Source organism: Pseudomonas oryziphila (genome assembly GCF_003940825.1).
In the GTDB taxonomy this organism is placed as follows: domain Bacteria; phylum Pseudomonadota; class Gammaproteobacteria; order Pseudomonadales; family Pseudomonadaceae; genus Aquipseudomonas; species Aquipseudomonas sichuanensis.
Genome location: NZ_CP034338.1, coordinates 2148818 through 2175283 on the forward strand (window position 1 = coordinate 2148818; position 26466 = coordinate 2175283).

22 protein-coding genes and 1 tRNA gene are annotated in these 26466 nt (G+C 65.3%); 11 read left to right on the forward strand and 12 right to left on the reverse strand.

Features of this window, described 5'->3' with window-relative positions; translation table 11 throughout:
• The first annotated feature begins 400 nt into the window (after positions 1-400).
• Positions 401-475: transfer RNA gene (locus tag EJA05_RS10275), tRNA-Gln, on the forward strand.
• A 35-nt stretch (positions 476-510) separates the two neighbouring features.
• Here the strand turns inward: EJA05_RS10275 and EJA05_RS10280 are convergent.
• Genes EJA05_RS10280 through EJA05_RS10290 form a run of 3 tightly spaced genes read right to left on the reverse strand, consistent with a single transcriptional unit; the run spans position 511 to position 5640 of the window.
• Positions 511-2919 carry a response regulator gene (locus EJA05_RS10280; RefSeq protein ID WP_125858152.1) on the reverse strand — a complete coding sequence of 803 codons (2409 nt, stop codon included), beginning with the start codon at positions 2917-2919 and terminating at the stop codon, positions 511-513.
• Between the two features lie 10 nt (positions 2920-2929).
• Positions 2930-3379, reverse strand: a complete 450-nt coding sequence (locus EJA05_RS10285) for a response regulator (RefSeq protein WP_125463512.1) — start codon at positions 3377-3379, stop codon at positions 2930-2932.
• Positions 3380-3393: 14 nt separating this feature from the next.
• Positions 3394-5640: an ATP-binding protein gene (locus tag EJA05_RS10290; protein ID WP_223811899.1), complete on the reverse strand. Its 2247-nt coding sequence runs from the start codon at positions 5638-5640 to the stop codon at positions 3394-3396.
• Between the two features lie 263 nt (positions 5641-5903).
• Here EJA05_RS10290 and EJA05_RS10295 point away from each other — a divergent pair, with 263 nt between their 5' ends.
• The 7 genes from EJA05_RS10295 (at position 5904) to EJA05_RS10325 (ending at position 12236) form a co-directional block, all read left to right on the forward strand.
• Positions 5904-6428, forward strand: a complete 525-nt coding sequence (locus EJA05_RS10295) for a Csu type fimbrial protein (RefSeq protein ID WP_407692092.1) — start codon at positions 5904-5906, stop codon at positions 6426-6428.
• Between the two features lie 29 nt (positions 6429-6457).
• Entirely contained in the window at positions 6458-6991 is a 534-nt protein-coding gene (locus tag EJA05_RS10300) for a Csu type fimbrial protein (RefSeq protein ID WP_125466171.1), read from the forward strand.
• Positions 6992-7008: 17 nt separating this feature from the next.
• Complete coding sequence (locus tag EJA05_RS10305; protein ID WP_125858155.1) at positions 7009-7542, forward strand: Csu type fimbrial protein; 534 nt, start codon at positions 7009-7011, stop codon at positions 7540-7542.
• Positions 7543-7545: 3 nt separating this feature from the next.
• Positions 7546-8049: a Csu type fimbrial protein gene (locus tag EJA05_RS10310; protein ID WP_125858156.1), complete on the forward strand. Its 504-nt coding sequence runs from the start codon at positions 7546-7548 to the stop codon at positions 8047-8049.
• A gap of 40 nt (positions 8050-8089) precedes the next feature.
• Positions 8090-8863, forward strand: coding sequence for a fimbrial biogenesis chaperone (locus tag EJA05_RS10315; RefSeq protein ID WP_190306047.1), 774 nt, complete (start codon positions 8090-8092; stop codon positions 8861-8863).
• Between the two features lie 74 nt (positions 8864-8937).
• The gene (locus tag EJA05_RS10320; RefSeq protein WP_407692098.1) at positions 8938-11265 is read left to right on the forward strand and encodes a fimbria/pilus outer membrane usher protein; all 2328 of its coding nucleotides are present in this window, start codon (positions 8938-8940) and stop codon (positions 11263-11265) included.
• 38 nt (positions 11266-11303) lie between these two features.
• Positions 11304-12236 (forward strand): Csu type fimbrial protein, encoded by a 933-nt coding sequence (locus EJA05_RS10325; protein WP_125861279.1) that lies wholly within the window; start codon positions 11304-11306, stop codon positions 12234-12236.
• 125 nt (positions 12237-12361) lie between these two features.
• Here EJA05_RS10325 and EJA05_RS10330 read toward each other — a convergent pair whose 3' ends face one another.
• From EJA05_RS10330 to EJA05_RS10340, 3 genes are all read right to left on the reverse strand, one after another.
• Entirely contained in the window at positions 12362-13510 is a 1149-nt protein-coding gene (locus EJA05_RS10330) for a M14 family metallopeptidase (RefSeq protein WP_125858158.1), read from the reverse strand.
• A 231-nt stretch (positions 13511-13741) separates the two neighbouring features.
• Positions 13742-14257, reverse strand: a complete 516-nt coding sequence (locus EJA05_RS10335) for a DUF4880 domain-containing protein (RefSeq protein ID WP_125858159.1) — start codon at positions 14255-14257, stop codon at positions 13742-13744.
• A gap of 432 nt (positions 14258-14689) precedes the next feature.
• Entirely contained in the window at positions 14690-15004 is a 315-nt protein-coding gene (locus EJA05_RS10340; RefSeq protein WP_125463519.1) for a DUF6124 family protein, read from the reverse strand.
• 130 nt (positions 15005-15134) lie between these two features.
• Between EJA05_RS10340 and EJA05_RS10345 the strand changes: the two genes are divergently transcribed.
• A complete protein-coding gene (locus tag EJA05_RS10345) occupies positions 15135-15788 on the forward strand; it encodes a LexA family protein (protein ID WP_125861281.1) in 654 nt (217 codons plus the stop codon).
• Positions 15789-16143: 355 nt separating this feature from the next.
• On the opposite strand, the gene EJA05_RS10350 is transcribed toward EJA05_RS10345, so the two are convergent.
• From EJA05_RS10350 to EJA05_RS10365, 4 genes are all read right to left on the reverse strand, one after another.
• Positions 16144-18099, reverse strand: a complete 1956-nt coding sequence (locus EJA05_RS10350; RefSeq protein ID WP_125463521.1) for an acetyl/propionyl/methylcrotonyl-CoA carboxylase subunit alpha — start codon at positions 18097-18099, stop codon at positions 16144-16146.
• Complete coding sequence (locus EJA05_RS10355) at positions 18096-18911, reverse strand: gamma-carboxygeranoyl-CoA hydratase (protein ID WP_125858160.1); 816 nt, start codon at positions 18909-18911, stop codon at positions 18096-18098. Before EJA05_RS10355 ends, EJA05_RS10350 begins: the two co-directional genes overlap by 4 nt.
• A 3-nt stretch (positions 18912-18914) precedes the next feature.
• A complete protein-coding gene (locus EJA05_RS10360; RefSeq protein WP_125463523.1) occupies positions 18915-20522 on the reverse strand; it encodes a carboxyl transferase domain-containing protein in 1608 nt (535 codons plus the stop codon).
• Between the two features lie 121 nt (positions 20523-20643).
• Positions 20644-21807: an isovaleryl-CoA dehydrogenase gene (locus EJA05_RS10365; RefSeq protein ID WP_125858161.1), complete on the reverse strand. Its 1164-nt coding sequence runs from the start codon at positions 21805-21807 to the stop codon at positions 20644-20646.
• A 222-nt stretch (positions 21808-22029) separates the two neighbouring features.
• Between EJA05_RS10365 and EJA05_RS10370 the strand changes: the two genes are divergently transcribed.
• A complete protein-coding gene (locus EJA05_RS10370) occupies positions 22030-23733 on the forward strand; it encodes an AMP-binding protein (protein WP_125858162.1) in 1704 nt (567 codons plus the stop codon).
• Here EJA05_RS10370 and EJA05_RS10375 read toward each other — a convergent pair.
• Positions 23675-23950: an acyl carrier protein gene (locus EJA05_RS10375; protein WP_125858163.1), complete on the reverse strand. Its 276-nt coding sequence runs from the start codon at positions 23948-23950 to the stop codon at positions 23675-23677. The two genes, EJA05_RS10370 and EJA05_RS10375, sit on opposite strands and share 59 nt — an antisense overlap.
• A 112-nt stretch (positions 23951-24062) precedes the next feature.
• Complete coding sequence (locus EJA05_RS28180) at positions 24063-24224, reverse strand: hypothetical protein (RefSeq protein WP_190306048.1); 162 nt, start codon at positions 24222-24224, stop codon at positions 24063-24065.
• A gap of 139 nt (positions 24225-24363) precedes the next feature.
• Between EJA05_RS28180 and EJA05_RS10380 the strand changes: the two genes are divergently transcribed.
• Positions 24364-26382, forward strand: coding sequence for an alpha-1,4-glucan--maltose-1-phosphate maltosyltransferase (locus EJA05_RS10380; RefSeq protein ID WP_125858164.1), 2019 nt, complete (start codon positions 24364-24366; stop codon positions 26380-26382).
• Positions 26383-26466 lie beyond the last annotated feature (84 nt).

The following is a 26466-nucleotide window of genomic DNA, read 5'->3' on the forward strand; positions in this document are numbered from 1 at the left end:
GGGTGCTATACGTGTGCCCATGCACGCCATGCATTGCATCCCCAACATCAGGCCAGTGGCCGCGCTGTAGACCGATCACGACAAGAGCGCCCAGGGCGGACAGTCCATGCTTTCAACCTTTGCGCTCCAGTTGTCGCTCGATCATGTTGTGCTGAAGCGAGGCGGGAGAAAAACGACGGACAGCCGCTTTGCGCCACCTCGCGAGCCATCCCGCGCCTACGTGCAAACCAGTGACAAATCGGTGAGCTTGAGTAACCTGCTGTTTTCCAGAGATTTTTTTCAAAAAAAGCTTCCCAACCGAAAACTTCGCTGGTAAAGTGCCGGCCATTCCCGAACAGAAACAATCTGAACGGTGAATGATCAGATCGACAGTGCATCAGTCACTTGTCATATCCGATACAGGGGCGTCGCCAAGCGGTAAGGCAGCAGGTTTTGATCCTGCCATGCGTTGGTTCGAATCCAGCCGCCCCTGCCATTTTCTCTATCTCTAAGCAGTATCTCGCCATCGCCTCAGGGCGATTTTTTCGTTTCTGTTCCCCGGTTTTTCAGCAGCTCGGCCAGTGCCAGGGCCAGCACGTGCTCGTGCACCGGTTTCTGGATCAACAGGCTGTTCGGCAGCTCCATGTTGTCCAACTCGGCGTAACCGGTGAGGAACACCACCGGCAGTTGCGGGAAATGCTCGCGGGCCGCCAGGGCCAGTTGCGCGCCATTGAATTCGGGCATGGCGAAGTCGGTAAGCAGCAGGTCGGTGCGCTCGTCGAGCTGGGCCAGGGCCTGTTCGCCGCTGTGCGCCTCGCGTACCTGGTAGCCCAGGCGGCGCAACAGGTCGCCGATCAGTTCACGTACCAGATGGTCGTCATCCACCAGCAGGATGTGGTGGTTGCCGCCGTCGGCCAGTTGGCTGCCAACCCTGGGCGGGGCTGGCAGCGTGGCGCTGGCCTGTGCCCGGACGGCGGGCAGGTACACGCTGACCTGAGTGCCGCGCCCGGGTGTAGTCTGCAGGCTCACGCCGCCTCCGGATTGCTTGGCGAAGCCAAACACCTGGGCCAGGCCCAGCCCCGAGCCCTTGCCGACGCCCTTGGTGGTAAAGAATGGCTCGAACACCTTGGCCGCGACCTCTTCGCTCATGCCGCAACCGGTGTCGCGAATGCTCAGCATCACGTACTCACCGGGCTCTGGGTCTTGCGGGTTGCGCGGCGAGGCGCTGATACGGGTGTTGCGGGTGGCCAGGGTCAGTTGGCCGCCGCCGGGCATGGCATCGCGGGCGTTGATCGCCAGGTTGAGGATGGTCATCTCGGTCTGGGTCGGGTCGGTCAGCGCTTGCCACAGCTGGGTGTCCAGCTCCAGGCGTACCGAGACGCTGCCGCCCAGGGTGCGCCGCAGCAACTCCTCGAGTCCGGACAGGGTCCGGTTGAGGTTCAACGGCACGGGCTCCAGGCGCTGCTTGCGCGAGAAGGCCAGCAGTTGCGCGGTCAGCTTGGCGCCGCGCTCGCCGGCCTCGCGAATGTTCTGCAGGCGCTTGGCGGCCTTGTCCAACCGGCCGTTGTCCAGCTCGTTCTGGAGGAAACTGGCGCCCGTGAGAATCACCGTCAGCAGGTTGTTGAAGTCGTGGGCCACCCCGGCGGTGAGCTGGCCAACCGCCTCCAGCCGTTGCATCTGTTGCAGCGCGGCTTCGACGCGCTCACGCTCGGCGATTTGCTCACGCAGGCGTTCGTTGGCCTTGGCCAGGTCCAGGGCGGCTTCGCGCTCGCTGCTGATGTCGCGGGCTACCACGTGCAACAGCGTGTCGTCCGCCACCACCACCCAGGACAGCCAGCGCTGCTGGCCGCTGGCGTGCAGAATGCGGCCGATGAAACGTGCGCTGCTGTGGCCGAGCGACAAGGCGGCGAGCTGCGTGAGCAAGGCGTCCTGATCATCCTCGGGCAGCAACTGCAGCAGCGAGATCTGCCCCAGGCGTTCACGGCTGAAGCCCAGGCAGGCCTCCCAGGCCGGATTCAGCGCCACGGGGGTGAGGTCCTTGTTCAGTACCGCCAGCAAGTCCTGGGACAGCTCCCAGGCGCGGTCGCGTTCGCGGGTGCGGCGCTCGACGCGCTCACCGAGCATTTCATTGAGTTGCTCCAGGGCACGGGTGGCCTGGCGCTGGCTGTGGATGTCCTGCAGCACCCCGGAAAACCGCACGCAGCGGCCCTCGCTGAACTGGGTCTGGCCGCTGGACAGCAGCCAGCGTGGCTCCGGGCTGCCGGCCTGGGCAATGCGGAACTCCACCCGGTAGCTGCCATCACTGTCCGGGTGCATGGCTTGCTCGACCGCCTCACGCACCCGCGGCAGGTCATCGGGGTAAATGCCGGCATAGAACAGGTCAAGGCTCATTGTGGCGTCGAGCGGCAGGCCGAACAGCAACTTGCAGCGTTCATCCCAGCGCATCAGGCCATCTTGCGGGTGATAGTCCCAGGTACCCATGCCAGCGGCATCGATGGCGATACGCGCGCGCGCCTCGACATCCGCCAGGGCTTGTTCGGCCTGGCGCCGGCGCTGACGCTCCTGCACTTCGCCCAAGGCCCGGCGCACGGCCTTGGGCAGCAGTGTCAGGTTCTTTTTCAGCACATAGTCGGTGGCGCCCAGGCGGATCATCTCTACCGCGTGTTCTTCGCCGTAGATTCCGGACAGGAAGATGAACGGTACGTCCGGTGCCAGGCGCTGGGCCGTGGCCAGCACGTCGGCGCCGGACGAACCCGGCAGCACGCAGTCGCAGAGGATCAGGTCGAAGCGGCCCTCACGCAGAGCCTGCTCGGCACCGACATGCTCGAACACCTGCGTTGGCTGCACCTGCAGCCCGCTGCGCTCCAGGCGTATCAGGATCAGCTCGGCATCCATGCTGCTGTCTTCGACCATCAGCAGTTTCAACGGTGTTTGTTGCATCGTGCCGGCCTCAGTGGTCCAGGTGCTTCGCGCCGGGCGCGGGTTCGTCGAGCAGTGCCCGGAACACCTCGAGGCCGGCGATCGCGCTGACGAAGTCCTTGAACTCCACGGGCTTGACCAGATAAGCGCTGACGCCCAGTTCATGGGCGCGCTGCAGATCGGGCTGCTCCTGGGACGAGGTCAGCATGACGATCGCGATACTGCGCAGTTGCGGGTGGGCGCGCACCTGCGCCAGTACCTGCAGGCCATCGACCTTGGGCAGTTTGAGGTCGAGCAGCATAGCGGCCGGGTTGCCCTCGGCACGCCCGGCGTAAGTGTTGCGCCGCAACAGGTAGTCCAGGGCATCGGCACCGTCGCGCAGCACGATCACCTCGTTGGCCAGCTGGCTGCGCTCCAGTGCCAGCAGGGTCAGCTCCAGGTCCCTGGGGTTGTCTTCGACCAGCAGGATGGGCTTGAGCATGATCGTCAGCGGCCTCAGGCAGTCGTCGGTTGGTGGGGCAGGGTGAAGTGGAAGCTGGCGCCCTGGTCGGGCTGGCCGTTGGCCCACACCCGGCCATCGTGGCGCTCGATGATTCGCCGCACGCTGGCCAGGCCGATCCCGGTGCCTTCGAACTCCTCCATGCGGTGCAGGCGCTGGAACACGCCGAACAGCTTGTCGACGTAGGCCATGTCGAAGCCTACCCCGTTATCGCGCACGTACACCTCGGTTTCGTGGCGGTGGCGCACGGCGCCGATCTCGATATGGGCGGATTCGCGGCCACGGCTGTACTTGATGGCGTTGGCGATCAGGTTGTGCAGGACCATGTTGATGAACGCCGGGTCGGCGATCACCTTGGGCAGCGGTGCCACCGCCCAGGTGATCGTCCGCCCGGCGTAGTCCGGTGCCAACTCCGTGCGGATTATCTCGACCAGCGCATTCAAGTCGACATCGCACAGACGCAGCGCCGAGCGGCCCATCTGCGAGAAGTTGAGCAGGTTGTCGACCAGGGTGCCGGCAAATTGCGCGGCTTCCTCGATATGGCCGAGGAAGCGCTTGCCACGCTCGGTCAACTGACCGCCTTCGATCTCGCCCAACAACTCGCTGTAGCCGGCGATATGCCGCAGCGGTGCGCGCAAGTCATGGGACACGCTGTAGGAGAACGCCTCGAGTTCCTGGTTCGAACGCTTCAGCTCGCCTGCCAGTTGCGCTAGCTCCTCGGCCTTGCGCAGGACAATACCCAGCACCGCGCCGCGCAGTTCGGTCACGCCTTCGATGATCAGTGGGTCCCAGGCGGCACTGAAGTCACGGACCTCCTGCTGCCAGCAGTCGAAACTGTGCCGCGGGTTGAGGTTGCCCAGCGGGCCTGCCTGTTTATCCGGGCGCCCGGCCCAGTTCACCGTGTGTGCCTGTTCGGGGCGGAACCACAGCAGGTAGTGCGAATGCAGCTGCGAGATGGCCACCGCCAGCACGCCGGCGGCATGCTCGGCCAGCTCTGGTAGCCCCTCGACGTCGCGGCGTGCGTTGTCGGTGTGGAACAGCGTCTCGTCGCCACGCTCGGCCAGCCAGCGCACCAGGGCATTGACCTGCGCCGCCGGCGGCGTTTTGCCAATCAGGTCGCAGCGCTCGGCGCTGATGATCGCCGCCCCCGAGGCCCCGGCAAACTGCAGCATCACCTCGGGCAGGGCCAGCAAGCCTGCGCTGACGCTGTCGTGGTCGGCCATCGACGCAAGCATGCGCACGATGTGCTGGCGCAGGTCGAGCAGCCGATGCGTGCTGGCATGCTTCTCGTGGGCTTCGATCTGCAGCGACAGCACATTGGCCAGCAGCTCGCAGGCGGTGCGGGTCTGGAAGCCTACTGCGCGGGGTTGGTCGTGGTGGCAGGAGATCAGCCCCCAGAGCTGGCCATCGACCACGATCGACAGCGACATCGAGGCCTGGGTGCCCATGTTGCGCATGTACTGCAGGTGCACCGGCGAGACGCTGCGCAATGCCGCGAAGCTCATGTCCAGGGCCCTGCCGGTGCGCGGGTTGGCGGCAGGCAGCAGCGGGGAGGGCTGGTAGTCGGCGTCCTCGATCACCCGGATGCGGTTGATGCGGTACAGCTCGCGGGCCTGGCGCGGGATGTCCGAGGCCGGGAAGCACAGGCCCAGATAGCGCGGGTAGCCGGGGTCGGCGTCTTCGGCGAGCACCGTGCCGATGCCCTGGGCATCGAAACGGTAGGCCTTGACCCGGCCGAAGCCGGTGATGCGCTTGATCTGCCGCGCCGATCGCTGCAGCAGTTCTTCGATGCTGGTGGCCTGGTGCAGGGTGCTGATGAAGGCACGTACCAGCGGGTAGTAGTCGCCTTGCTGGGCATCCGTTTCGCGACAGGTTTCGAATTCGAGGATGAGTACCTGGTCGTGGCGGTGGGCCAGTATCCGCAGTGTGGCCTGGCAGGGCGCTTGCGCGTGCAGGCGCACGTCACCGACATGAAAGGGGAAGACCTCGTCGACGGGCAGGCGGCCCAGCTGGCCACGCAGGTCGAAGGTACTGTCGAGCAGCGCGGGCAGGGCCTGGCCAAGCAGTTCGCTGGCTGACATGCCCAGCCATTGGTCGATGTTTTCGCTGGCCTGCAGGATGCGCAGGTCATGTTCGTCCAGTACCAGCAGAAAACCCTGGGGCTGGATGCTGCCAGGCACCTGGATCGGCTCCTCGGCGCAACGCTCGATGGCTTGGTCGAGCGGGTTGGCGGTAGTGCTCAAAGTTATCTCCTGCTGGTTCCGTCCATGCATGAGGCATGACGGTAACAGAAGGCTGGCTGTTTTTGTCGGAACAAGGTGTTTTGGGGTGTGGGATGTATTGATGCCCCCTGCGGTCAAGGTGAATTTCCGCAGAGGTTGTTGCGTGTTTCCCGCGCGTTGCCAGCCCTTTTCATTAATGCCAAAGAGAGGGATCCCACGGCTGTTCGGATCCGATCGCGCTGCTACGCTCAAGCTCAACCCTTCCAGACAAGGATCGACCGCTGATGCAACGCTTTATGGCCGCGCTGTTGGGCCTGTGGTTGAGCGGCAGTGCCGTGGCTGCAGAGTTTCTCGTGGACGTGCAGGTGCGCGTGCAACGCGGCTGCATGCTGGTCGGCCAGCAGCGCGAGGCAGGTGCCCAGGCTCTCGGGGTGATCGACCTGGGCAGCGCAGCCCGGCTGGACGGGCCGGGCGCGCCCTTGAGTGGCGCATTGTTCAGTCAGCGCCCGCCGCGGCTGGAGTGCAATCCTGACACCCCTTATCAAGTGCGCGTCGATGGCGGCCAGCATGGCGGTACCGGTGCGCTGCGTTACCTGGCCAGCGACGACCGCCAGGCCAAGCCGATCCCTTATCGCTTGTTCCGCGACGCCGCCTGGCGCGAGCCGCTCGAGGTGGGGGTGGCGCAGTCGGCGCGGGTGCCGGGCAGCGGCTCGGTGGAGTTGCCCCTGTTTGCGCGGATCGACACCCTGGCCTGGGTGCCGCGCGCAGGCCTGTACGCCGACCTGCTCAAAGTCACGGTCACCTGGTGAGGAGCCACGCCACCATGCACAAGGACGCGCTGCAACGCACTTCGCTACTGCTGCTCACCCTCGGCCCGCTGTTGCTGCCCAGTGGCGCCGCCCATGGCACCAGCACCGGCTTCATCCAGGCCCGCCTGGTGATCAGTGCGGCCTGCCAGATCGACAGCGGCCAGCAGCCGGCGTCGCTGGGTAACCCCGGGCTGATCGACTTCGGCGCCCGCGGCCCGACCTGGGACCAGGCGCTGACCAGCCGGGTGGACGAGGCGGGCGGCGAGGGCAGCCTGCAGATCAGTTGCTCGCCGCAGGTGCGTGCCTTCAGCGTGCGGATCAATGGCGGGCTCAATGGCAGCGACGGCGTGCGCCGGCTGAGCAATGGCCGTGAACTGATCCCCTACCAACTGGCGGTCGACCCAAGCGGCAACGGCCGCTATGTGGTCGGCCAGGCCCGTACCTTCACCATCAGCGGCACGCAGCAGGTGCCCGTGCCTATCTACGGCGTGGTGGTCGCGCAACCGCGCGCGCTGCCTGCCGGGCTGTATCGCGACACCCTCAGGGTGACACTGGACTGGTAACACGCAAGGAGACCCTCATGCCCAAGCACATGACCCGCTGCATCCTCGTCGGCCTTGGCCTGGCGCTGACAGCCCAGGCCCAGGCGGCCACGGTTACCGGCACCATCAACTCGACCCTGACGCTGACCGCTGCCTGCCAGGTCAACGGCACCGGCGGCACTTCGGGGCTGAACTTCGGCAACCTCAATTTCGGCACCCAGGATTCGCTGTTCACCACAGCCAACGGGCAAGTGCTCGGTGGCGGCGGTGGCGCCATGAGCATCCTCTGCTCTTCGGGCACCATACCGGTGATCAAGGTGCGCGGCGGCTCCCATGACGGGCAGTCAGCCGGTGGTACCCGCGCGCTGGCCGATGGCTCCGGCAACTTCGTGCCCTATGACTTCTACACCGACGCCGGGCACACGACCCCGCTGGCCATCGACGGCACCATCACCCTGCCGACCAGCACTGGCGTGGCGCAGACCGTCAACCTGTATGGCCAGGCACGCGGCAAGGCGGGCCTGCCGGCTGGGGTATACACCGACACGGTGGCGGTCGAGCTGAGCTTCTGAGCCATGCCAGGCGCATGGCGGCTGCCGGTTGTCGGGCTGGGCCTGCTGCTGGCGCAAGGCGCGCTGGCCGCGACCGGCAGCACCTTTCAGGTGAGCGCGCAGATCGTTGCCGGCTGCCTGGTGGTTGGCGGGGTGACTACCTATGGCGTGCTGGACTTCGGCACCAGTTCGGCATTGTCCACGGCCACCTTGAGCACTTCGCTCGGCGGCACCACGGTGACCTTCCAGTGCACCCCCGGGGTGGCCATGAGCATGAGCCTGGACGGCGGCCAGAACAGCGCCAGCGGCACCCGCAACCTCAAGCGCAGCGGCGGCAGCCAGCTGCTGGCCTACCAGCTGTTCCGCGACGCCGCCTTCAGCCAGAGCCTGGCCATCGGCAGCAGCGTCACCGTGAGCTACAGCGACCCGACGGCGATCAAGTTACCGGTCTACGGCCGTACCACCTTGCCCGGCACCCTGCCGGCGGGGACCTATACCGACGTGGTGCAAGTGACGGTGAGCTGGTGAAGCCGGCGCCGTGAACCATTGGATGCAGAAGGAGAGGGGCATGGGGGCAAGCGCGAAACTGGCGCAAACGCTATTCGGGATGCTGCTGGCCGGTACCCAGGCCATGGCGGCGACGTCGGTGCTGATCTGGCCGATCGACCCGGTGCTGGAGGCCGAGCAGAAGGCTGGCGCGCTGTGGCTGGAAAACCGTGGCACGGCGCCGGCCAGCCTGCAGGTCCGGGTATTCGCCTGGCGCCAGGGGGAGTACCAGGAGCAGTTCCAGGCCCAGCGCGAAATCATCGGCAGCCCGCCGGTGGCCAACATTGCGCCGGGGCAGAAGCAACTGATTCGCCTGACCCGCACCGGCAGTTCGCCGGTCGGCCAGGAGCAGGCCTACCGCATCATCATCGACGAAATCCCGTCGCCGATGCCGGCCGACACCGCCAGCGACGGGCCGAAGGCGGCAATCCGCCTGCAGATGCGCTATTCGGTGCCGTTGTTCGTCTATGGCGAAGGGCTGTGGGGCAAGCCCGACCCGGACGGCAAGCGCAGTGCCGAGGGCGTGGGCAAGCCGCAACTGAGCTGGCGCGCGGTGACGGTGCAGGGCAAGCCCTATGTCGAACTGCGCAACACCGGCCCGGTGCACGCCCGGCTCACCGATGTGGTGTTGCAGCAAGGCGGGCAGGACAAACCCCTGGTCGAGGGGCTGCTGGGGTATGTGCTGCCGGGTGCGAGCATGCGCTGGCCGGTGCCGGCCGCACCCGGTGCGGCCAGTGTGCTCAAGGGGCGGGTCAACGGTCAGGAGGTTGCGCAAGCCATCCGGCAAGGGCAGTGACGCGGCATTGAACGAACGACAGGGGCCAGGGAGGACCCGACAATGGTTGGACATCGTGCGTGAGTTGGGTGCGGGTGGCAGCGCACCGTGTGTGGCTGGGCCTGGCGGTACTGGTGCCCGGTGTGGGCGTGGCCGACGAATTGCCGCCGCCACCCACCGAGCAGGCCGCCATCACCGATGCCACGCTGTACCTCGACCTGTTGGTGAACCAGGTGGGCAAGGCTGAGCTGGTGCCGGTGCAGCAGCGCGCCGGGCGCCTGTACCTGGACAGCGAGGTGTTGCGCGCGGCCGGCATCAAGCTGCCCGGCGAGCCCCAGGGCGAGGTGGCGCTGGACGCCATTGCCGGCTTGCACACCGACTACGACAGCCAGAACCAGCGCCTGCTGCTGCAAGTGCCAGCGGCCTGGCTGCCCGACCAGCAGGTGGGCGGGCGCAGCCTGTACCCGGCCAGCGATACCCGCACCAGCTTCGGTGCCTTGTTCAACTACGACGCCTACCTCAACGACACCGATGACGGTGGCACTTATCTGGCCGCCTGGAACGAGCTGCGCCTGTTCGACGATTGGGGCACGTTGTCCACCACCGGGCAGTGGCGCCAGGCCTTCAACGGTGCGCAAAGCGATACCCGCCAGGGCTTTTTGCGCTACGACACCACCTTCCGTTACACCGACGAGCAGCGCCTGCTGACCTATGAAGCCGGCGACCTGGTCACCGGCGCCTTGCCCTGGAGTACCTCGGTGCGTATCGGTGGCTTGCAGCTGTCCCGCGACTTCGGGGCGCGTCCCGACCTGGTCACCTACCCGCTGCCGGCCTTTGCCGGTGAGGCGGCGGTGCCCACCTCGCTGGACCTGTTCATCAACGGCTACAAGAGCAGTACCACCGAGCTGCAGCCGGGCCCTTACACCCTGACCAATGTGCCGTTCATCAACGGCGCCGGCGAGGCGGTGGTGGTGACCACCGATGCCCTGGGCCGGCAGGTATCGACCACCTTGCCGTTCTATGTCACCAGCAGCCTGTTGGCCAAAGGCCTGACCGATTATTCGGTGGCCGCCGGCAGCCTGCGCCGCGATTACGCCGTCCGCGATTTTGCCTATGGGCCGGGCGTCGCCTCGGCGAGCCTGCGCCATGGCCTGTCTGACTACTTCACCGTCGAGACCCATGCCGAAACCGCCGCGTCGATGATGCTTGCCGGCCTGGGCGGCAACCTGCAACTGGGCACCTTCGGGGTACTCAACGCCGCCGTGGCCCAGAGCCGTTTCGACGGCGACACTGGCCAGCAGGTGGCGCTGGGCTACCAGTACAACAGCCGCCGGCTGGGCTTCAACTACCAGCGCATCGAGCGCCATGGCGACTATGCCGACCTGTCGCTGGTGGACAACCCCTACACCCGGCTGAGCCGACGCAGCGAACAGGCCACCGTGAGCCTCAACCTGGACAGCTACGGCAGCCTGGGCGCCGGCTATTTCGACATACGTGCCGGTGATGGCACGCGCACCCGGCTGATCAACCTGAGCTGGAGCAAGCCGTTGTGGGGTAACAGCAGCCTCTACCTGTCGGCCAACCGCGATGTCGGCGACAGCCAGTGGGCGGTGCAGGCGCAACTGGTGATCCCCTTCGACCTGCACGGCACCCTGGCCTTCAGCGCCGAGCGCAGCAAGGACGGCCAGGACCTGCAACGGGTCAACTACAGCCGCGCGGTGCCGGTGGGCGGTGGCGTCGGCTACAACCTGGGCTATGCCACGGGCGGTACCAGCGGTGACTATCGTCAGGCCGACCTGACTTGGCGGCTGCAGTCGGTGCAGTTGCAGGCCGGGCTGTATGGCAACCCCGAGCAGATGACCCGTTGGGCTGACGCCAGCGGCTCGGTGGTGCTGATGGATGCCGGGCTGTTCGCCGCCAACCGCATCGACGACGCATTCGTGGTGGTCAGCACCAACGGTTATGCCGATGTGCCGGTGCGTTACGAAAACCAGGAAATTGGCCGAACCGACCGCAACGGTCACTTGCTGGTGCCTTACAGCAGCGGCTACTACCGCGGTAAATACGAGATCGACCCGATGGAGCTGCCAGCCGATGTGCTGGCGCCGGAGGTGGAGCAACGCGTGGCGGTGCGCCGCGGCAGCGGCTACCTGCTGGAGTTCCCGCTCAAGCGCGTGCTGGCGGCGAGCCTGGTGCTGGTCGACGGCAACCAGCAGGAACTCAAGCTGGGCAGCCGGGTGTTGCACCGGGAAAGTGGCGCCGAAGCGGTGGTGGGCTGGGATGGCCTGGTGTACCTGGAGAACCTGTCGCCGAGCAATCATCTGCAGGTGAGCAAGGCCGATGGCGGGCAATGCCAGGTCGCGTTCGAACTGCCCGACGGGGAGGGGCCGATCCCGCTGATCGGCCCGCTGGTGTGCCAGTGAGGGCGGCGGCGCGTTGCCTGTGGTTGCTGGCCGGTTGGATGCTGCCGGGCGCGGCCTGGGCCCTGTGCTCCTCGGTGGCGACGGCGCCGGCGGCATTCGGCACGATCAATTCGACCCTGGTGCGCACCACGATACAGAGCGCTTCATCCAGCAACGCTGGGTTGCAGTGCACCGGCTCGTTGCTGTCGCTGCTGGCTACCAACGATCACTTCTATGCCACCATCACCTCCAGCACCAGCGGGCTGGTAGGGCCGACGGGCGACGTGATCCCCTACACGCTGTATGCCAATGCCACCACGAGCTACCCGATCAGCCGTGGTGTGCAGTTCGATTTCGCCCGTAACGGCATCATCGACGCCTTGGGGCTGCTCAATGGCACCACGCCCAAGAGCGTGCCGCTGTACCTCAAGACCGTGATCGGCGCCAACGTGGCGGCAGGCTTGTACCAGGAAACGCTGAACATCGCCTGGAGCTGGAACTACTGCGCGGGCGTCGGCGCCTTGGGCGCCTGTGTGCTGGGGCGCGATATTGGCAGCGGCAACCAGACCCTCACCGTCACCCTCACGGTCAGCAACGACTGCCAGATCACCAGCCCCAACATCAGCTTCGCCAGCGCGCCGGTGGTGGCCGGGTTCGGTACGGTGAACCAGAACATCAGCCTGTCGTGCACCAAGGGCAGCAGCTACACGGTGGGGCTGGATGACGGGCAGAACGTGGCGGGCGGGCGACGGCGGATGAAATCCAGCGCCGGCAACTACCTGGCCTACGACATCTTCAAAAGTGGTGGCAGCGTGCGCTGGGGGGTGCTGTCGTCGGCGCGGCGCTCAAGCAGCGATGCCGATGTGAATCCCGGCAATGGCACCGGCACGGGCAGCCAGACGTTCAACTACAACGCCAAGGTGTATACCGACCAGGCCACGCCGCCGGCGGGGAGCTATCTCGACAATGTGATCCTGGATGTGCAGTTCTAAGCCGGCCGGGGGATCGTGGGAGCGCCGGTGCGCCGCTGCGACTTGCCCCGCGATTGGCGTCAGAATACCTGGCATCGTTGCCTGACCTGGCGCCAATCGCGGGGCAAGCCCGCTCCCACGGTGGTTCAGCGCAGATCGTCGACCATCTTCAGTAGCGTCTCCAGCACCGCGCCCGCCAGTGCCTTCGACCGCTCGCCGGACCAGCCGGTACGCGGATTCGGCGCATCGTCGTGGTCCTTGAACGGCATCTCCAGGGTCAGCGACAGGCAGTCATGGGCTTGGCCCACGGCGTTGCAAGCCAAGGTCATGTTGGCCTGGCCGGGTTCGTCGCGGGTGTAGCCGTACTTGGTTTGGAAGTCCGGCGTCAGGCTGCACAGCGTGCTGCGGAACTGCTCTTCCAGCTTGGCGATACGCGGCGTGTAGCCCGGGTTGCCCTCGCAGGCAGCGGTGAATACGTGGGGGATTTCCTCGTCGCCATGGGCATCGACGAAGGCGTCCACGCCATGCAGTTTCATCTGGCTCTGGGCGAAGAACACCTCGGGGCTCAGTTCGACACTGGCGTCCTGCCAGGCGCGGTTGAGGTCTTTGCCCTTGAAATTGGTGCGCAGGTGGCCGAGGAAGGCGCCGTCCGGGTTCATGTTGGGGATCAGGTACAGATCGGCCTTGGTCAGCAATTGCTGGATGACTTCATCGTTGGCCTGCAGGCGATCGATCACGCCTTCCATGAACCATTCGGCCATGTGCTCGCCCGGGTGCTGCTGGGCGATGATCCACAGCTTGCGCTTGCCGACGGCACCGTCGCCTGCCCGCAGCAGCGGGATGTCACGGCCCTGCACGCTGCGCCCGTTGGCCAGCAGCGTTACGCCGGGGATCTGCTGGGCACGTTCGATCAGTTGGTTGTGGCGGGCGCGGGTGTAGGGTTCGAAGTAGGCGAACCACACCTGACTTTGCTCGGCCTTCAATTCGAAGCTCAGTGCCTTGCCGTCAAACTGGCTTGGTACGCGGAACCAGGTCTGCTGGTCGTAGGAGGCCACGGCGTGGTAACCGGTCCAGGCATTCTTGTAGGAGGACTCGGCAGCGTTATCCAGGCTGAAGCGATGGACCTGGCCAGGGGTGAGGCCGCTGACCTTGAAGTGGAACCACTGGAAGTGGCCACTGTTGGTGTCCGGGCGAATGTTCAGGCGGACCTGCGCGGGGTTGCTGGCGTCCAGCACCCGGATGTTGCCGGAATCGAAGTCGCAGTCGATCTGCAGCGGGGACAGCGTCACGGTCATTGCCAGGCTCCTGTCTTGGCGTTGTTGTGACGGTACTGTACACCGCATGGTGGCGGCATTGTGCAGCGAATGCTCTCAAGGGCTGACGTGATCCCTGTGTAGGAGCGGCCTTGTGTCGCGATAGGGGCGCGTAGCGCCCCCAGCAATCTACGCGGTGACGCTGAGATCCTGGGGCCGCGTTGCGGCCCTATCGCGACACAAGGCCGCTCCTACACAAAGATCGCGTAGCCTTCAGGCCCACAAACCCAATGCCACCAGTGCGGCGACACCCAGCCCGAGCGCAATCGAACACCCACCCAACGACAATGCGGCGCGCCCTTGCCGATACCAGCCGTCGTCACCCAGTTGGCGTGCCGGCGCGAGCAGGCTGCGCCAGCGCAGTTCGGTTTGCTGGAAGGCGTGCAGATGTTCGGGGGCCGCATCCAGCCAGCGGCGGAAGTCGATGCGTTCGCTGGCGGTCACTTCAGGGCTTTGCAGGCGCACATACCATTGCCCGGCAAGGCTGGCCACGGCATCGCCTTGTGCGCGGGTGGTCTGCAGGGCCTGGTTCATGTGGCGCTCGATGCTGATCAAGGGCAGGTCGAGGCGTTCGGCGATGGCGGCGAAGCCCAGCTGGTCGAGACGGTTGAGCAGAAAGACTTGCTGCACCCGGCGCGGCAGGCGCTTGAGCGCATGCATCAGGTTGTCCTGATCATGCTGCTTGGCGATTTGAGGGTCATGCTCAAGGGGCAGTAGCAAGCGGGTCATGAACAGCTCCTTGCTCATTGGGGGAGGGGGTGGGGGCATCTTCCTTGACGCGAGATCAGCTTAAGCTTAACGAGATTGATTCTCAAGTGCTGATTCGGCAAAGATTTGTAATGAGCGTTCACGTCCTGACACAGTTTTGCTATCATCGCCGGTATTAACGATCTTCATTAGCCTGAAGAGCCAAAAAAAATGACCCGGCAAAAAGCCGGGTCAAAAACCGTGATTAGCCTGATGAGGAGATAATCTGAGCGTCCGACCTGAGGACGTTGCAGGTTATCCAGCGGGTCTCGCGACCTGCTGAGCGCAATAATAATGGTTATCATTTGCCAGTCAAATGATTTTTCCAGCTATCGGTAAAAAAATCTTCCTGACGCGCTCCTCGTCCCCGGCAATCGGGGCTTTTGCCGTTCGTCGGCTGTCACGTTCTCCCTTCTATATCGCCCCTTGTTCCGTGGTTTTGCGCTGTTCCAGCAGGGCCCGCGCCATGTTGACCATGTGCATCAGGGCAAATACCACATCCCGTGTCGTGCCCTGCAGATGGGCGCCCGTTTCCTGTGCGGTGGCTGCCGCGCAGCGCAGCAGGGCCATGGCGTGTTCGTTTGCTTGCTCGCCGGTGACGCCTTCGCGCAGGGTCCACAGTGGGCGCTGCAGTTCCGACGGGGTAGGGGTGGGGTTGAGGTAGAAGTCGAGGGCGCGGCGGGCGGCCTCTTCGTCGAGATCTGTTTCTTCTTTTTTCGAATTGCTCATGACTGCACCTATGAAATCCGTTCCAGGACAATGAGCGAATGATGTTAGGTCATTCTGTATTATTGATATCTGTTAAGATAATTCAGGATGTGTATTGAAGCCATTCATCCAGTCCGTATCGTTCACAACCATGGAAAACTGGATCGAATTTCTCTCGCGCTACAAGCGCGAGCACAACCTCAAGCAATATCAACTGGCCGAACGCTTAGGGATGACCCAAGGCGGTCTCGGCCATTGGTTGCGTGGCACGCGCCGGCCGACCCTGGAGACCGTCAACGAGAAGCTGGAGCAGCTTGGGCTGGTGTCTCTGGAGGCCAGGGTGATGGTGGTCGAACGGAGTATCACCCGCGAAAGCCGAGGCGTTTATGCGGTGGACCGGCCGTTGCCGGTGAACGCACTGCGCCATGCCAGTTTCCGCTTCCCGGTGTTGAGCTGGGCCGAGCTGCAGGGGCCATTGCCCGAGTCCAGTGAAACCCAGGAACTGACTGGCTATATGCCTGCCGGCAATGCGTTCTGGTTACCGGTGGAGAATGACTCGATGAACGCCACCAGTGGCAGGAGCTTGCCGCAGGGGGTGCTGGTTTTGGTGGATGCCGGGATCGAGGTTGCGCCAGGCAGGCTGGTGGTGGCCCGGCAACCGGGCAAGCCAGCGGTGCTTAGGGAGTTGATCGAGGAGGGCGGGCAGCGGATGCTCAGGCCGCTGAATACCTTGTATCCCACCGTGCTGTGCGAGGAGGGGTGCGAGTTTTTGGGTGTTGTGGTGCGGATGCACGGGGTGCTCTAGGTTTGCTCGGGGACCGCGTTGGGGCTGCGAGGTGCCAGGCGGTAGCCTTGCAGCGCTCTTGAGATCGAGCGCCGCCCGCGCGGCGCTTCGCGGGTAAACCCGCTCCCACAGTTTGTTTCGGGCCAGTCTTTCCTGGGCCATCACCTGGTCCGCCTTGTTGGTACGACGCGGTTTCAGTGTGGGCGTTGCCGCCGCCCCACATGACTCAAGGCATGCACCAAGGCAGGCACCGGTACTTTCACAGGAATAATTGGCCCGAAACAGACTGTGGGAGCGGGTTTACCCGCGAAGCGCCGCGCGGGCGGCGCTCGATCTCATAGGCGCTGCAAACCTTTCGGCTAGCGCATTGCAGCCATCACTCCCCCTCCAACTCCACCAGCACTGTCCCCTCGCTGACCATATCCCCTTCCTGGCAGAACAACGCCTTCACCGTCCCGCCATGGGGCGCGCGAATGCTGTGCTCCATCTTCATGGCTTCAAGCACCACCAGCGCGGTGCCGGCCTCCACCACCTGCCCCGGCTCGACCAGCACACGCACGATGCTGCCGTTCATTGGCGCACCCAGGCCACCCTGATGACCATGGCTGGCTTCAGCAGCGGCAATCGGGTCATGCACGCTGACCGCATGCAGCTCGCCGTGCCATTGCAGGTACAGGGTGCCGCCCCGGCGCACGGCCAGATGGCGACGACGGATGCCGTCCTGGTCGTGGCACAGCTGTTCGCCAACCAGCTGGTAGGCAGACGGCGCAGTGCGCTCCAGGGCGACCGCCTGCTCATGCCCCTCACACTGCAAATGCAGGCTGCTACGCGCTGGCAGACCCAGACGCAGCCCCTCGTGGGCGGCCCACGGCGAGGCCGGGTCGTCCTCGCGTTGCAGGGCCGGCGCGCTTTGTAGCCAGGCTTCGGCGGCAGCTTCCCAGAACGGCGCGGGCAGGGCTTCGACCGCTGGCAGCAGGACGTCCTGGTGACGTGGGATAAACCCTGTGTCCAGCTCCGCCGCGGCAAACGCCGGGTGGGCGAGGATGCGGCGCAGGAAGGCGATGTTGGTCTTCAGGCCACCGATGGCGAATTCATCGAGCATCGCCAGCAGCCGCAGGCGCGCTTGCTCGCGGTCCTGGCCCCAGGCAATCAGCTTGCCCAGCATCGGGTCGTAGAACGGCGACACCACATCGCCCTCGCTGACCCCGCTGTCCACCCGCCGCCCTTCACCCGGCGCCGACTCGCGGTACAGCGCCAGGGTGCCGGTGGCCGGCAGGAATTCGTTGGCCGGATCCTCGGCGTACAGCCGCACTTCGATCGCATGGCCGAGCAGCGGTACCTGCTCCTGGGTGATCGGCAGCGCTTCGCCACAGGCGACGCGAATCTGCCAGGCCACCAGATCCAGGCCGGTGATGGCCTCGGTGACCGGGTGCTCCACCTGCAGGCGGGTGTTCATCTCCATGAAGAAGAACTCGCCACGGGCGTCGAGCAGGAACTCCACGGTACCGGCACCCACGTAGCCGATGGCCTGGGCCGCGCGCACCGCCGCCTGGCCCATGGCCTGGCGCAGTTGCGGGGACAGGCCCGGGGCTGGCGCTTCCTCCACGACCTTCTGGTGGCGACGCTGGATCGAGCAGTCGCGCTCGTTCAGGTACAGGCAATTGCCGTGCTGGTCGGCGAACACCTGGATCTCCACATGGCGTGGCTTGAGCACGTATTTTTCCACCAGCATGCGCGCATCGCCGAACGACGACTGTGCCTCACGCTGGGCCGAGGCCAGGGCGTCGGCCAGCTGGCTTTCCTCCTCGACCACCTTCATGCCCTTGCCACCACCGCCGGCGCTGGCCTTGAGCAGCACCGGATAGCCAATGCGTTCGGCGGCGGCGCGGAAGGTGTCGATATCCTGCGCTTCACCGTGGTAACCCGGTACCAGCGGCACGCCGGCAGCCTCCATCAGCGCCTTGGCCGCCGACTTGCTGCCCATGGCGTCGATGGCGCTGGCCGGTGGGCCGAGGAAGATCAGCCCGGCCTGTTCGATGGCGCGGGCGAAGCCGGCGTTCTCCGATAAAAAACCATAGCCCGGGTGGATGGCCTGGGCGCCGCTGGCCTTGGCCGCGGCGATCAGCTTGTCGATCACAAGGTAGCTGTCGGCGGCCTTGCTGCCGCCCAGGTCGACGCGGATGTCGGCTTCGCGGCTGTGGCGGGCGTCACGGTCGGTGGCGCTGTGCACGGCCACGGTGGTCAGGCCCAGGGCCTTGGCGGTGCGCATCACCCGGCAGGCGATCTCGCCGCGGTTGGCGACCAGCAGGGTGGTCAACGTGGGACGGCTCATGGGCGCGGTTCCTTCTTCTGTTCGGTTTGCCAGGCGGGGCGGCGTTTTTCCAGGAAGGCGCGCAGGCCCTCCTGGCCTTCGGCGCTGACGCGGATACGGGCGATGGTGTTTTCGCAGTAGCGGCGCAGGGCCGGGCTCAGCTCGCCGTCGTCCACTTCGCGCAACAGGTCCTTGGTGGCGCGCAGGGCCTGGGGGCTGTTGTGCAGCAGGTTGTCCACCCAGGCTTCGACCTGGGCGTCCAGTTCGCCGGCCGGGTACACCTCGGCCAGCAGGCCCAATTCACGGGCACGTACACCGCTGAAGCGCTCGGCGGTGAGGGCATAGCGGCGTGCGGCGCGCTCGCCGATGGCCTTGACTACGAACGGGCTGATCACCGCCGGGGCCAGGCCGATGCGCACTTCCGACAGGCACAGCTGCGCGTCTTCGGTGCCGATGGCCATGTCGCAGCAACTGATCAAGCCCAGCGCGCCACCAAAGGCCGCGCCTTGCACCACGGCCAGGGTCGGGGCCTTGAGGCGGTGCAGGGCATACATCAGTTCGCCCAGTTCATGAGCGTCATCGAGGTTGGTATTGAAGTCCAGTTGCGCCGACTGCTGCATCCAGGCCAGGTCGGCGCCGGCGCTGAAATGCCGGCCACGGCCACGCAGCAGCAGGAAGCGCAGGCTGCCGTCTTCGGCCAGCCGGTCCAGCGCGACGATCAGCTCGCGGATCATCTGGGCGTTGAAGGCGTTGTTCTTGTCTTCCCGGCTCAGCCACAGGGTAGTGAAGCCGCGGGGGTCGTGTTCCAGCTCGATAGTGGCGAAATCGGTCATGGGTCACATCCGGAAAATGCCGAAGCGGCTCTGTTCGATCGGGGCGTTCAGCGCGGCGGACAGCGCCAGGCCGAGCACGTCGCGGGTCTGCGCCGGGTCAATGACGCCGTCGTCCCACAGCCGGGCGCTGGAGTAGTAGGGGTGCCCCTGGTGCTCGTACTGGTCGAGGATCGGCTGCTTGAGCTTCTTCTCGTCTTCCAGGCTGAACACTTCGCCGCTGCGCTCGCTCTGCTCGCGCTTGACCTGGGCCAGTACGCCGGCCGCCTGTTCGGCACCCATCACGCCGATCCGCGCATTGGGCCACATCCACAAAAAGCGCGGGTCGTAGGCGCGGCCGCACATACCGTAGTTGCCGGCACCGAAGCTGCCGCCGATGATCACCGTGAACTTCGGCACCTGGGCGCAGGCCACTGCGGTTACCAGTTTGGCGCCGTGCTTGGCGATGCCGCCTTCTTCGTACTTCTTGCCGACCATGAAGCCGGTGATGTTCTGCAGGAACAGCAGCGGAATGCCGCGCTGGCAGGCCAGCTCGATGAAGTGCGCGCCTTTTTGCGCGGCTTCGGCGAACAGGATGCCGTTGTTGGCCAGGATCGCCACCGGGTAGCCGTGCAGGTGGGCAAAACCACAGACCAGGGTGGTGCCGAACAGCGCCTTGAACTCATCGAACACCGAACCATCGACCAGGCGCGCAATCACCTCGCGCACATCGAATGGCTGCTTGGCATCGGCCGGTACCACGCCATACAACTCTTCGGCGCCATACAGCGGTGCAATCGGTGCCTGGCATTGCAGCTTGCCGAGCTTGTGCCAGTTGAGGTTGGCCACGCTGCGCCGGGCGATGGCCAGGGCGTGTTCATCGTTGTCGGCATAGTGGTCGGCCACGCCGCTGGTGCGACAGTGCACGTCGGCGCCGCCGAGGTCCTCGGCGCTGACCACTTCACCGGTCGCGGCTTTCACCAATGGCGGGCCGGCCAGGAAGATGGTCGCCTGCTGGCGCACCATGATCGCCTCGTCGGCCATGGCCGGCACATAGGCGCCACCGGCGGTGCACGAGCCCATCACCACGGCGATCTGCGGGATGCCCAGCGCACTCATGTTGGCCTGGTTGAAAAAGATCCGCCCGAAGTGCTCGCGGTCGGGGAACACCTCGTCCTGGCGTGGCAGGTTGGCCCCGCCGGAGTCCACCAGGTAGATGCACGGCAGGCGGTTCTGCAGGGCGATGGTCTGGGCGCGCAGGTGCTTTTTCACCGTCAGCGGGTAGTAGGAGCCGCCTTTGACCGTGGCGTCGTTGGCCACGATCATGCACTCCACGCCCTCGACGCGGCCGATACCGGCGATCACGCCTGCGGCGGGTACGTCCTCGCCGTACACCTCATGGGCGGCCAGCTGGCCAATCTCGAGGAACGCCGAACCCGGGTCGAGCAGGCGGTCGATCCGCTCGCGCGGCAGCAGCTTGCCCCGTGAGGTATGCCGCTGCTGGGCCTTGGGCCCGCCGCCTTGACTGACTTGGGCGAGCAGGCCGCGCAGGGCCTGGACCTGCGCCGCCATGGCGGCCCGGCTCTGCGCGAACTCTGGTGACTTAACGTTCAACTGTGACTTCAGGATCATCATGACTCCTCGCGCAGAATCAAGCTTCAAGCTTCAAGCTTCAAGCTGCAAGATGGTTCAGTGTTGTGGCTACAAGCGTGCAGGGCTGTTACTTGCCGCTTGTAGCTTGCTGCTTGAAGCTTCTTCAGCGGGTTTCGTTGAACAGTTCGCGACCGATCAGCATCCGGCGGATCTCGCTGGTGCCGGCGCCGATTTCGTACAGCTTGGCATCGCGCAGCAGGCGGCCGGCCGGGAACTCATTGATGTAGCCGTTGCCGCCGAGGATCTGGATCGCCTCCAGGGCCATCTGCGTGGCGCGCTCGGCGGTGTACAGGATCACCCCGGCGGCGTCCTTGCGGGTGGTCTCGCCGCGGTCGCACGCCTGGGCCACGGCGTACAGGTAGGCGCGGCTGGCGTTGAGCTGGGTGTACATGTCGGCGATCTTGCCCTGGATCAGCTGGAACTCGCCGATGCTCTGGCCGAACTGTTTGCGGTCGTGAATGTAGGGCACCACCAGGTCCATGCAGCTCTGCATGATGCCGGTCGGGCCGCCCGAGAGCACCACGCGCTCGTAGTCCAGGCCGCTCATCAGCACCCGCACGCCGCCGTTGAGCTGGCCGAGGATGTTCTCTTCCGGTACTTCCACGTCATCGAAGAACAGCTCGCAGGTGTTGGAGCCGCGCATGCCCAGCTTGTCGAACTTGTTGCTGCGGCTGAAACCCTTCCAGTCGCGCTCGACGATGAACGCGGTGATGCCGTGGGGGCCCTTGTCCAGGTCGGTCTTGGCGTAGATCACATAGGTATTGGCGTCGGGGCCGTTGGTAATCCAGGTCTTGCTGCCGTTGAGCACATAGCGGTCGCCGCGTTTTTCGGCGCGCAGCTTCATCGACACCACGTCGGAGCCGGCGTTGGGTTCGCTCATGGCCAGGGCGCCGATGTGCTCGCCGCTGATCAGCTTGGGCAGGTACTTGAGTTTCTGCTCGTGGGTGCCGTTGCGGTTGATCTGGTTGACGCACAGGTTGGAGTGGGCGCCGTAGGACAGGGCCACCGAGGCCGACCCGCGGCTGATTTCTTCCATCGAGACCACGTGGGCCAGGTAGCCCAGACCGGCGCCGCCGTACTCTTCCGAAACCGTGATGCCCAAGAGGCCCATGTCGCCGAACTTGCGCCACATGTCGGCGGGGAACAGGTTGTCGTGGTCGATCTGTGCGGCGCGCGGGGCCAGCTCGGCGGCGACGAAGGTGCGCACCTGGTCGCGGAGCATGTCGATGGTTTCGCCCAGGGCGAAGTTCAGGCTGGGGTAATGCATGTGGGCACCTTCTTGTTCTTGAAATGGGAGCGGTTGCTGCGGCGTTGTGGGAGCGGCGCACCGCCGCTCCCACAACGCCGTCATGCTTATGGTTGACGTTAACGTAAACCTGCCTCTCGGCACTGTCAATCAGATCATTACCTTTACGTAAACGTAAATCTGCGCCAGAGTAATCGCCGCCTGCTTCAGTCATGCCCAGAACAACCACAAGAAGGGACAACCATGCCTCAACCAAGCTATACCCGCGGCCGCCAGGACCATCCTCTACTGACCCTGACCATCGGCCAGGCCTTCGACGCCACCGTGGCCCGCCATGCCGAGCGCGAGGCGCTGGTGGTGCGGCACCAGGGCCTGCGCTACAGCTGGCGCGAACTGGCCGTACAGGTCGAGCTGCACGCCCGGGCGCTGATGGCGCTGGGCGTGGCCGGCGGCGAGCGGGTGGGCATCTGGGCACCCAACTGCGCCCAGTGGTGCATCCTGCAGCTGGCCACGGCCAAGGTTGGCGCGATCCTGGTCAACATCAACCCGGCCTATCGGGTGGGCGAGCTTGAGTATGTGCTACGCCAGTCTGGCTGCCGTTGGCTGGTGTGCGCCGATGCATTCAAGACCTCCGACTACCACGCCATGGTGCAGGCGCTGGTGCCGCACCTGGCCGAGCATCCCGTCGGCCAGTTGAGCAGCGAACGACTGCCCGATCTGCGCGGGGTGATCAGCCTGGCCGCCGAGCCGCCCGCAGGCTTCCTGCCCTGGGCTGCGCTGGCTGGGCGGGCAGGGGAGACCGACCCCGCCACCTTCGAGCAGCGACAAAACAGCCTGCAGTTCGACCAGCCAGTGAACATCCAGTACACCTCCGGCACCACCGGCGCGCCCAAAGGGGCGACCCTGAGCCACTACAACATCCTCAATAACGGCTACATGGTCGGCGAAAGCCTTGGTCTCACCGAACACGACCGCATGGTGATCCCGGTGCCGCTGTACCACTGCTTCGGCATGGTCATGGCCAACCTCGGTTGCATCACTCACGGCAGCACCATGGTCTACCCCAACGACGCCTTCGACGCCGAGCTTACCCTGCGCGCCGTGGCCGAAGAGCGCGCCAGCATCCTCTATGGCGTGCCGACCATGTTCATCGCCATGCTCGACCACCCGTCGCGCCCGCAGCTGGACCTCTCGACCCTGCGCAGCGGCATCATGGCCGGCGCCACCTGCCCGATCGAGGTGATGCGCAAGGTCATCGAGCAGATGCACATGGCCGAGGTGCAGATCGCCTACGGCATGACCGAGACCAGCCCGGTGTCGCTGCAGACCGGCCCTGATGACGAGCTGGAACTGCGCGTGACCACGGTCGGCCGCACCCAGCCGCAGCTGGAAACCAAGCTGGTGGACGCCGACGGTTGCATCGTCCCGCGTGGCGAGATTGGTGAACTGTGCACCCGCGGCTACAGCGTGATGCTTGGCTACTGGGACAACCTGCAGGCCACCCATGACGCCATCGATCCGGCCCGCTGGATGCGCACCGGCGATCTGGCAGTGATGGACGAGCAGGGTTACGTGCGCATCGTCGGGCGCAACAAGGACATGATCATTCGCGGCGGCGAGAACATCTATCCGCGTGAGCTGGAGGAGTTCTTCCATACCCACCCAGCGGTAGCCGAGGCGCAGGTGGTGGGGATTCCGTGCAGCAAATATGGCGAGGAGGTGGTGGCCTGGGTTCGCCTGCACCCTGGGCACAGCGCCACGGCTGATGAATTGCAGCAGTGGTGCAAGGCGCGGCTGGCGCATTTCAAGGCGCCACGGCATTTCCGCTTCGTCGATGAGTTCCCGATGACGGTGACGGGGAAGGTGCAGAAGTTCAGGATGCGCGAGATCAGTGTCGAGGAGCTAGGCGCCGCGGCTGGGCATCAATCGCCTGGCGCACCAGCTTGAGCAATTGATCGAAGGTGACGTCGACGGAAATCTCCGTTTCGATCAGGATGTGCAGCTCTTCCTCGATCCGTGCCTGCAACTCGACCATGTCGAAGCTGTCGGCGCCCAGTTCGCCCATGCCATAGCCAGCCCTGAGCGCCTTGTGCCTGCCATTGAGTTCAAGGAAGTCGTCGATGATCCACAGCAGGATCGAGGTGACACGGTCGTCGGCGGGCATGAGGGCGGCTGGCGTCAGGGGGTGAGTGCTCTGTTTAACCAGCTTCGCCCGCCTGCGCTACTGGCAAAAATATCAGGTGCCCCGCCAGCCTCACCCCCAGCCTTGTCTATCCTCAAGCTTTCACCGGCGGCTCCTCGCTCGGCGGGTCGCCCACCGTGGGCGGCACGCTCGGCTTGATCGGCGCTTCGTCCGGATCTTCCTCGGGCACCGGCGGCGGTAATGTCGGGTCGTCGATGTTCGGGTCGGGTGTCTCCGGTGGAATGGGAATACTCATGGGCCTGACCTCGCGGGATGAATGAAGAGGTGTCGCAGGCTTCGACCCACGCCTGGCACCATTCGCTCAATTTTATTGAACCCCACCCTCGGGCACGGCTCTGAACCCTTACCGCCACAATCCCCACGGAGCGAGTGCGATGACAGGTAGTGAGCCCTTCGAAAGCGTACCCATGGCAGGTGACCACCCGGACCAGGCCATCAGCCTTTCCCAGGCGTTGCTGGCGCCACGCATCGTGATTGAGGACGCGACGCCCGTGATAGACGGCGGTACCTTTGCCGCCAAGGCAGTGCGCGGGCACAAGGTCGACGTCAGCGCCAAGGTGTACGCCGACGGCCACGACCGCCTGGCGGTGATGCTGTACTGGCGCCAGGCCCACAGCCGTCGCTGGCACGGTGTGGCCATGCACTCGCCGGGCAACGACCTGTGGCTGGCCGACTTCACACCCGGCGAGCTGGGCCTGCACCTGTTCAGCATCGAAGCCTGGATCGACCCGTTCGCCACCTATTGCCACGACCTGGAGAAGAAGTACGCCGCAGGCCAGGACGTACAGCTCGAACTGCAAGAGGGCCGTGTGCTGCTGGGGCAGGGCATCCAGCGCAGCGAAGGCCTGTTGCGCGAGCAGTTGCAAGCCTTGCAGCAGCGCCTGCCGGAGTTGTCGGTGGATGACCAGGTGGCGCAGCTGCTGCACCCCGATGTCACCCGGTTGATGAGCGAGGCCGAGCACCGCAGCTACCTCACCCGCAGCCCCGAGTTCCCCCTGGACGTGGACCGCGAAGCCGCGATGTTCGCCAGCTGGTACGAGCTGTTCCCACGTTCGGTCACCGACGACCCCGAGCGCCACGGCACCTTCAACGACGTGCACCAGCGCCTGCCGATGATCCGCGACATGGGCTTCGACGTGCTGTACTTCCCGCCCATTCACCCCATCGGCCTGCAACACCGCAAGGGCCGCAACAACGCTTTGCAGGCCGAGCCCGGCGACCCCGGCAGCCCCTACGCCATTGGCAGCCCCGAAGGCGGCCACGATGCCATCCACCCACAGCTGGGCAGCCGCGAAGACTTCCGCCGCCTGGTGGCCGCCGCCGCCGAACACGGCCTGGAGATCGCCCTGGACTTCGCCATCCAGTGCTCCCAGGACCACCCCTGGCTGAAGGAGCACCCCGGCTGGTTCAGCTGGCGCCCCGACGGCACCATCCGCTATGCCGAGAACCCGCCGAAAAAGTACCAGGACATCGTCAACGTCGATTTCTACGCCGCCGAGGCGGTGCCCAGCCTGTGGCTGGCCCTGCGCGACGTGGTGGTCGGCTGGGTCGAGGAGGGGGTCAAGACCTTCCGCGTCGACAACCCGCACACCAAGCCGCTGCCGTTCTGGCAATGGCTGATCGCCAATGTGCGCAGCCAGCACCCCGAAGTGATCTTCCTCGCCGAAGCCTTCACCCGCCCGGCGATGATGGCGCGGCTGGGCAAGGTGGGGTACGCCCAGAGCTACACCTACTTCACCTGGCGCAACAGCAAGCAGGAGCTGCGCGAGTACTTCGAAGAACTGAACCAGCCGCCGTGGAGCCTGTGTTACCGGCCCAACTTCTTCGTCAACACGCCGGACATCAACCCGTTCTTCCTGCACACCTCTGGCCGGGCAGGCTTTCTGATCCGCGCTGTGCTGGCGACCATGGGCTCAGGGCTGTGGGGCATGTATTCGGGTTTCGAACTGTGCGAAGGCACGCCGCTGCCCGGCAAGGAGGAGTACCTGGACTCGGAGAAGTACCAGATCCGCCCGCGCGACTTCAACCAGCCCGGCAATATCGTCGCCGAAATCGCCCAGCTCAACCGCATCCGCCGGCACAACCGGGCCCTGCAGACCCACCTGGGCGTGCTCTTCCTCAACTGCTGGAACGAGCAGATCCTGTTCTTCGCCAAGCGCACCGCCGAGCGTGACAACTACATCCTCGTCGCCATCAGCCTCGACCCGCACAACGCCCAGGAAGCCAGCTTCGAGCTGCCACTGTGGGAGCTGGGCCTGGATGACAACGCCGACACCCAGGGCGAGGACCTGATGACCGGCCACCGCTGGACCTGGCACGGCAAGACCCAGTGGATGCGCATAGAGCCCTGGCACCAGCCGTTCGGCATCTGGCGCATTGAACGGATGGGGTAAGCGATTTTGTGGGAGCGGGTTTACCCGCGAACACCGGCAACGCCGGTGCCACACACCGCGGAGTCTGTTTCGCGGGTAAACCCG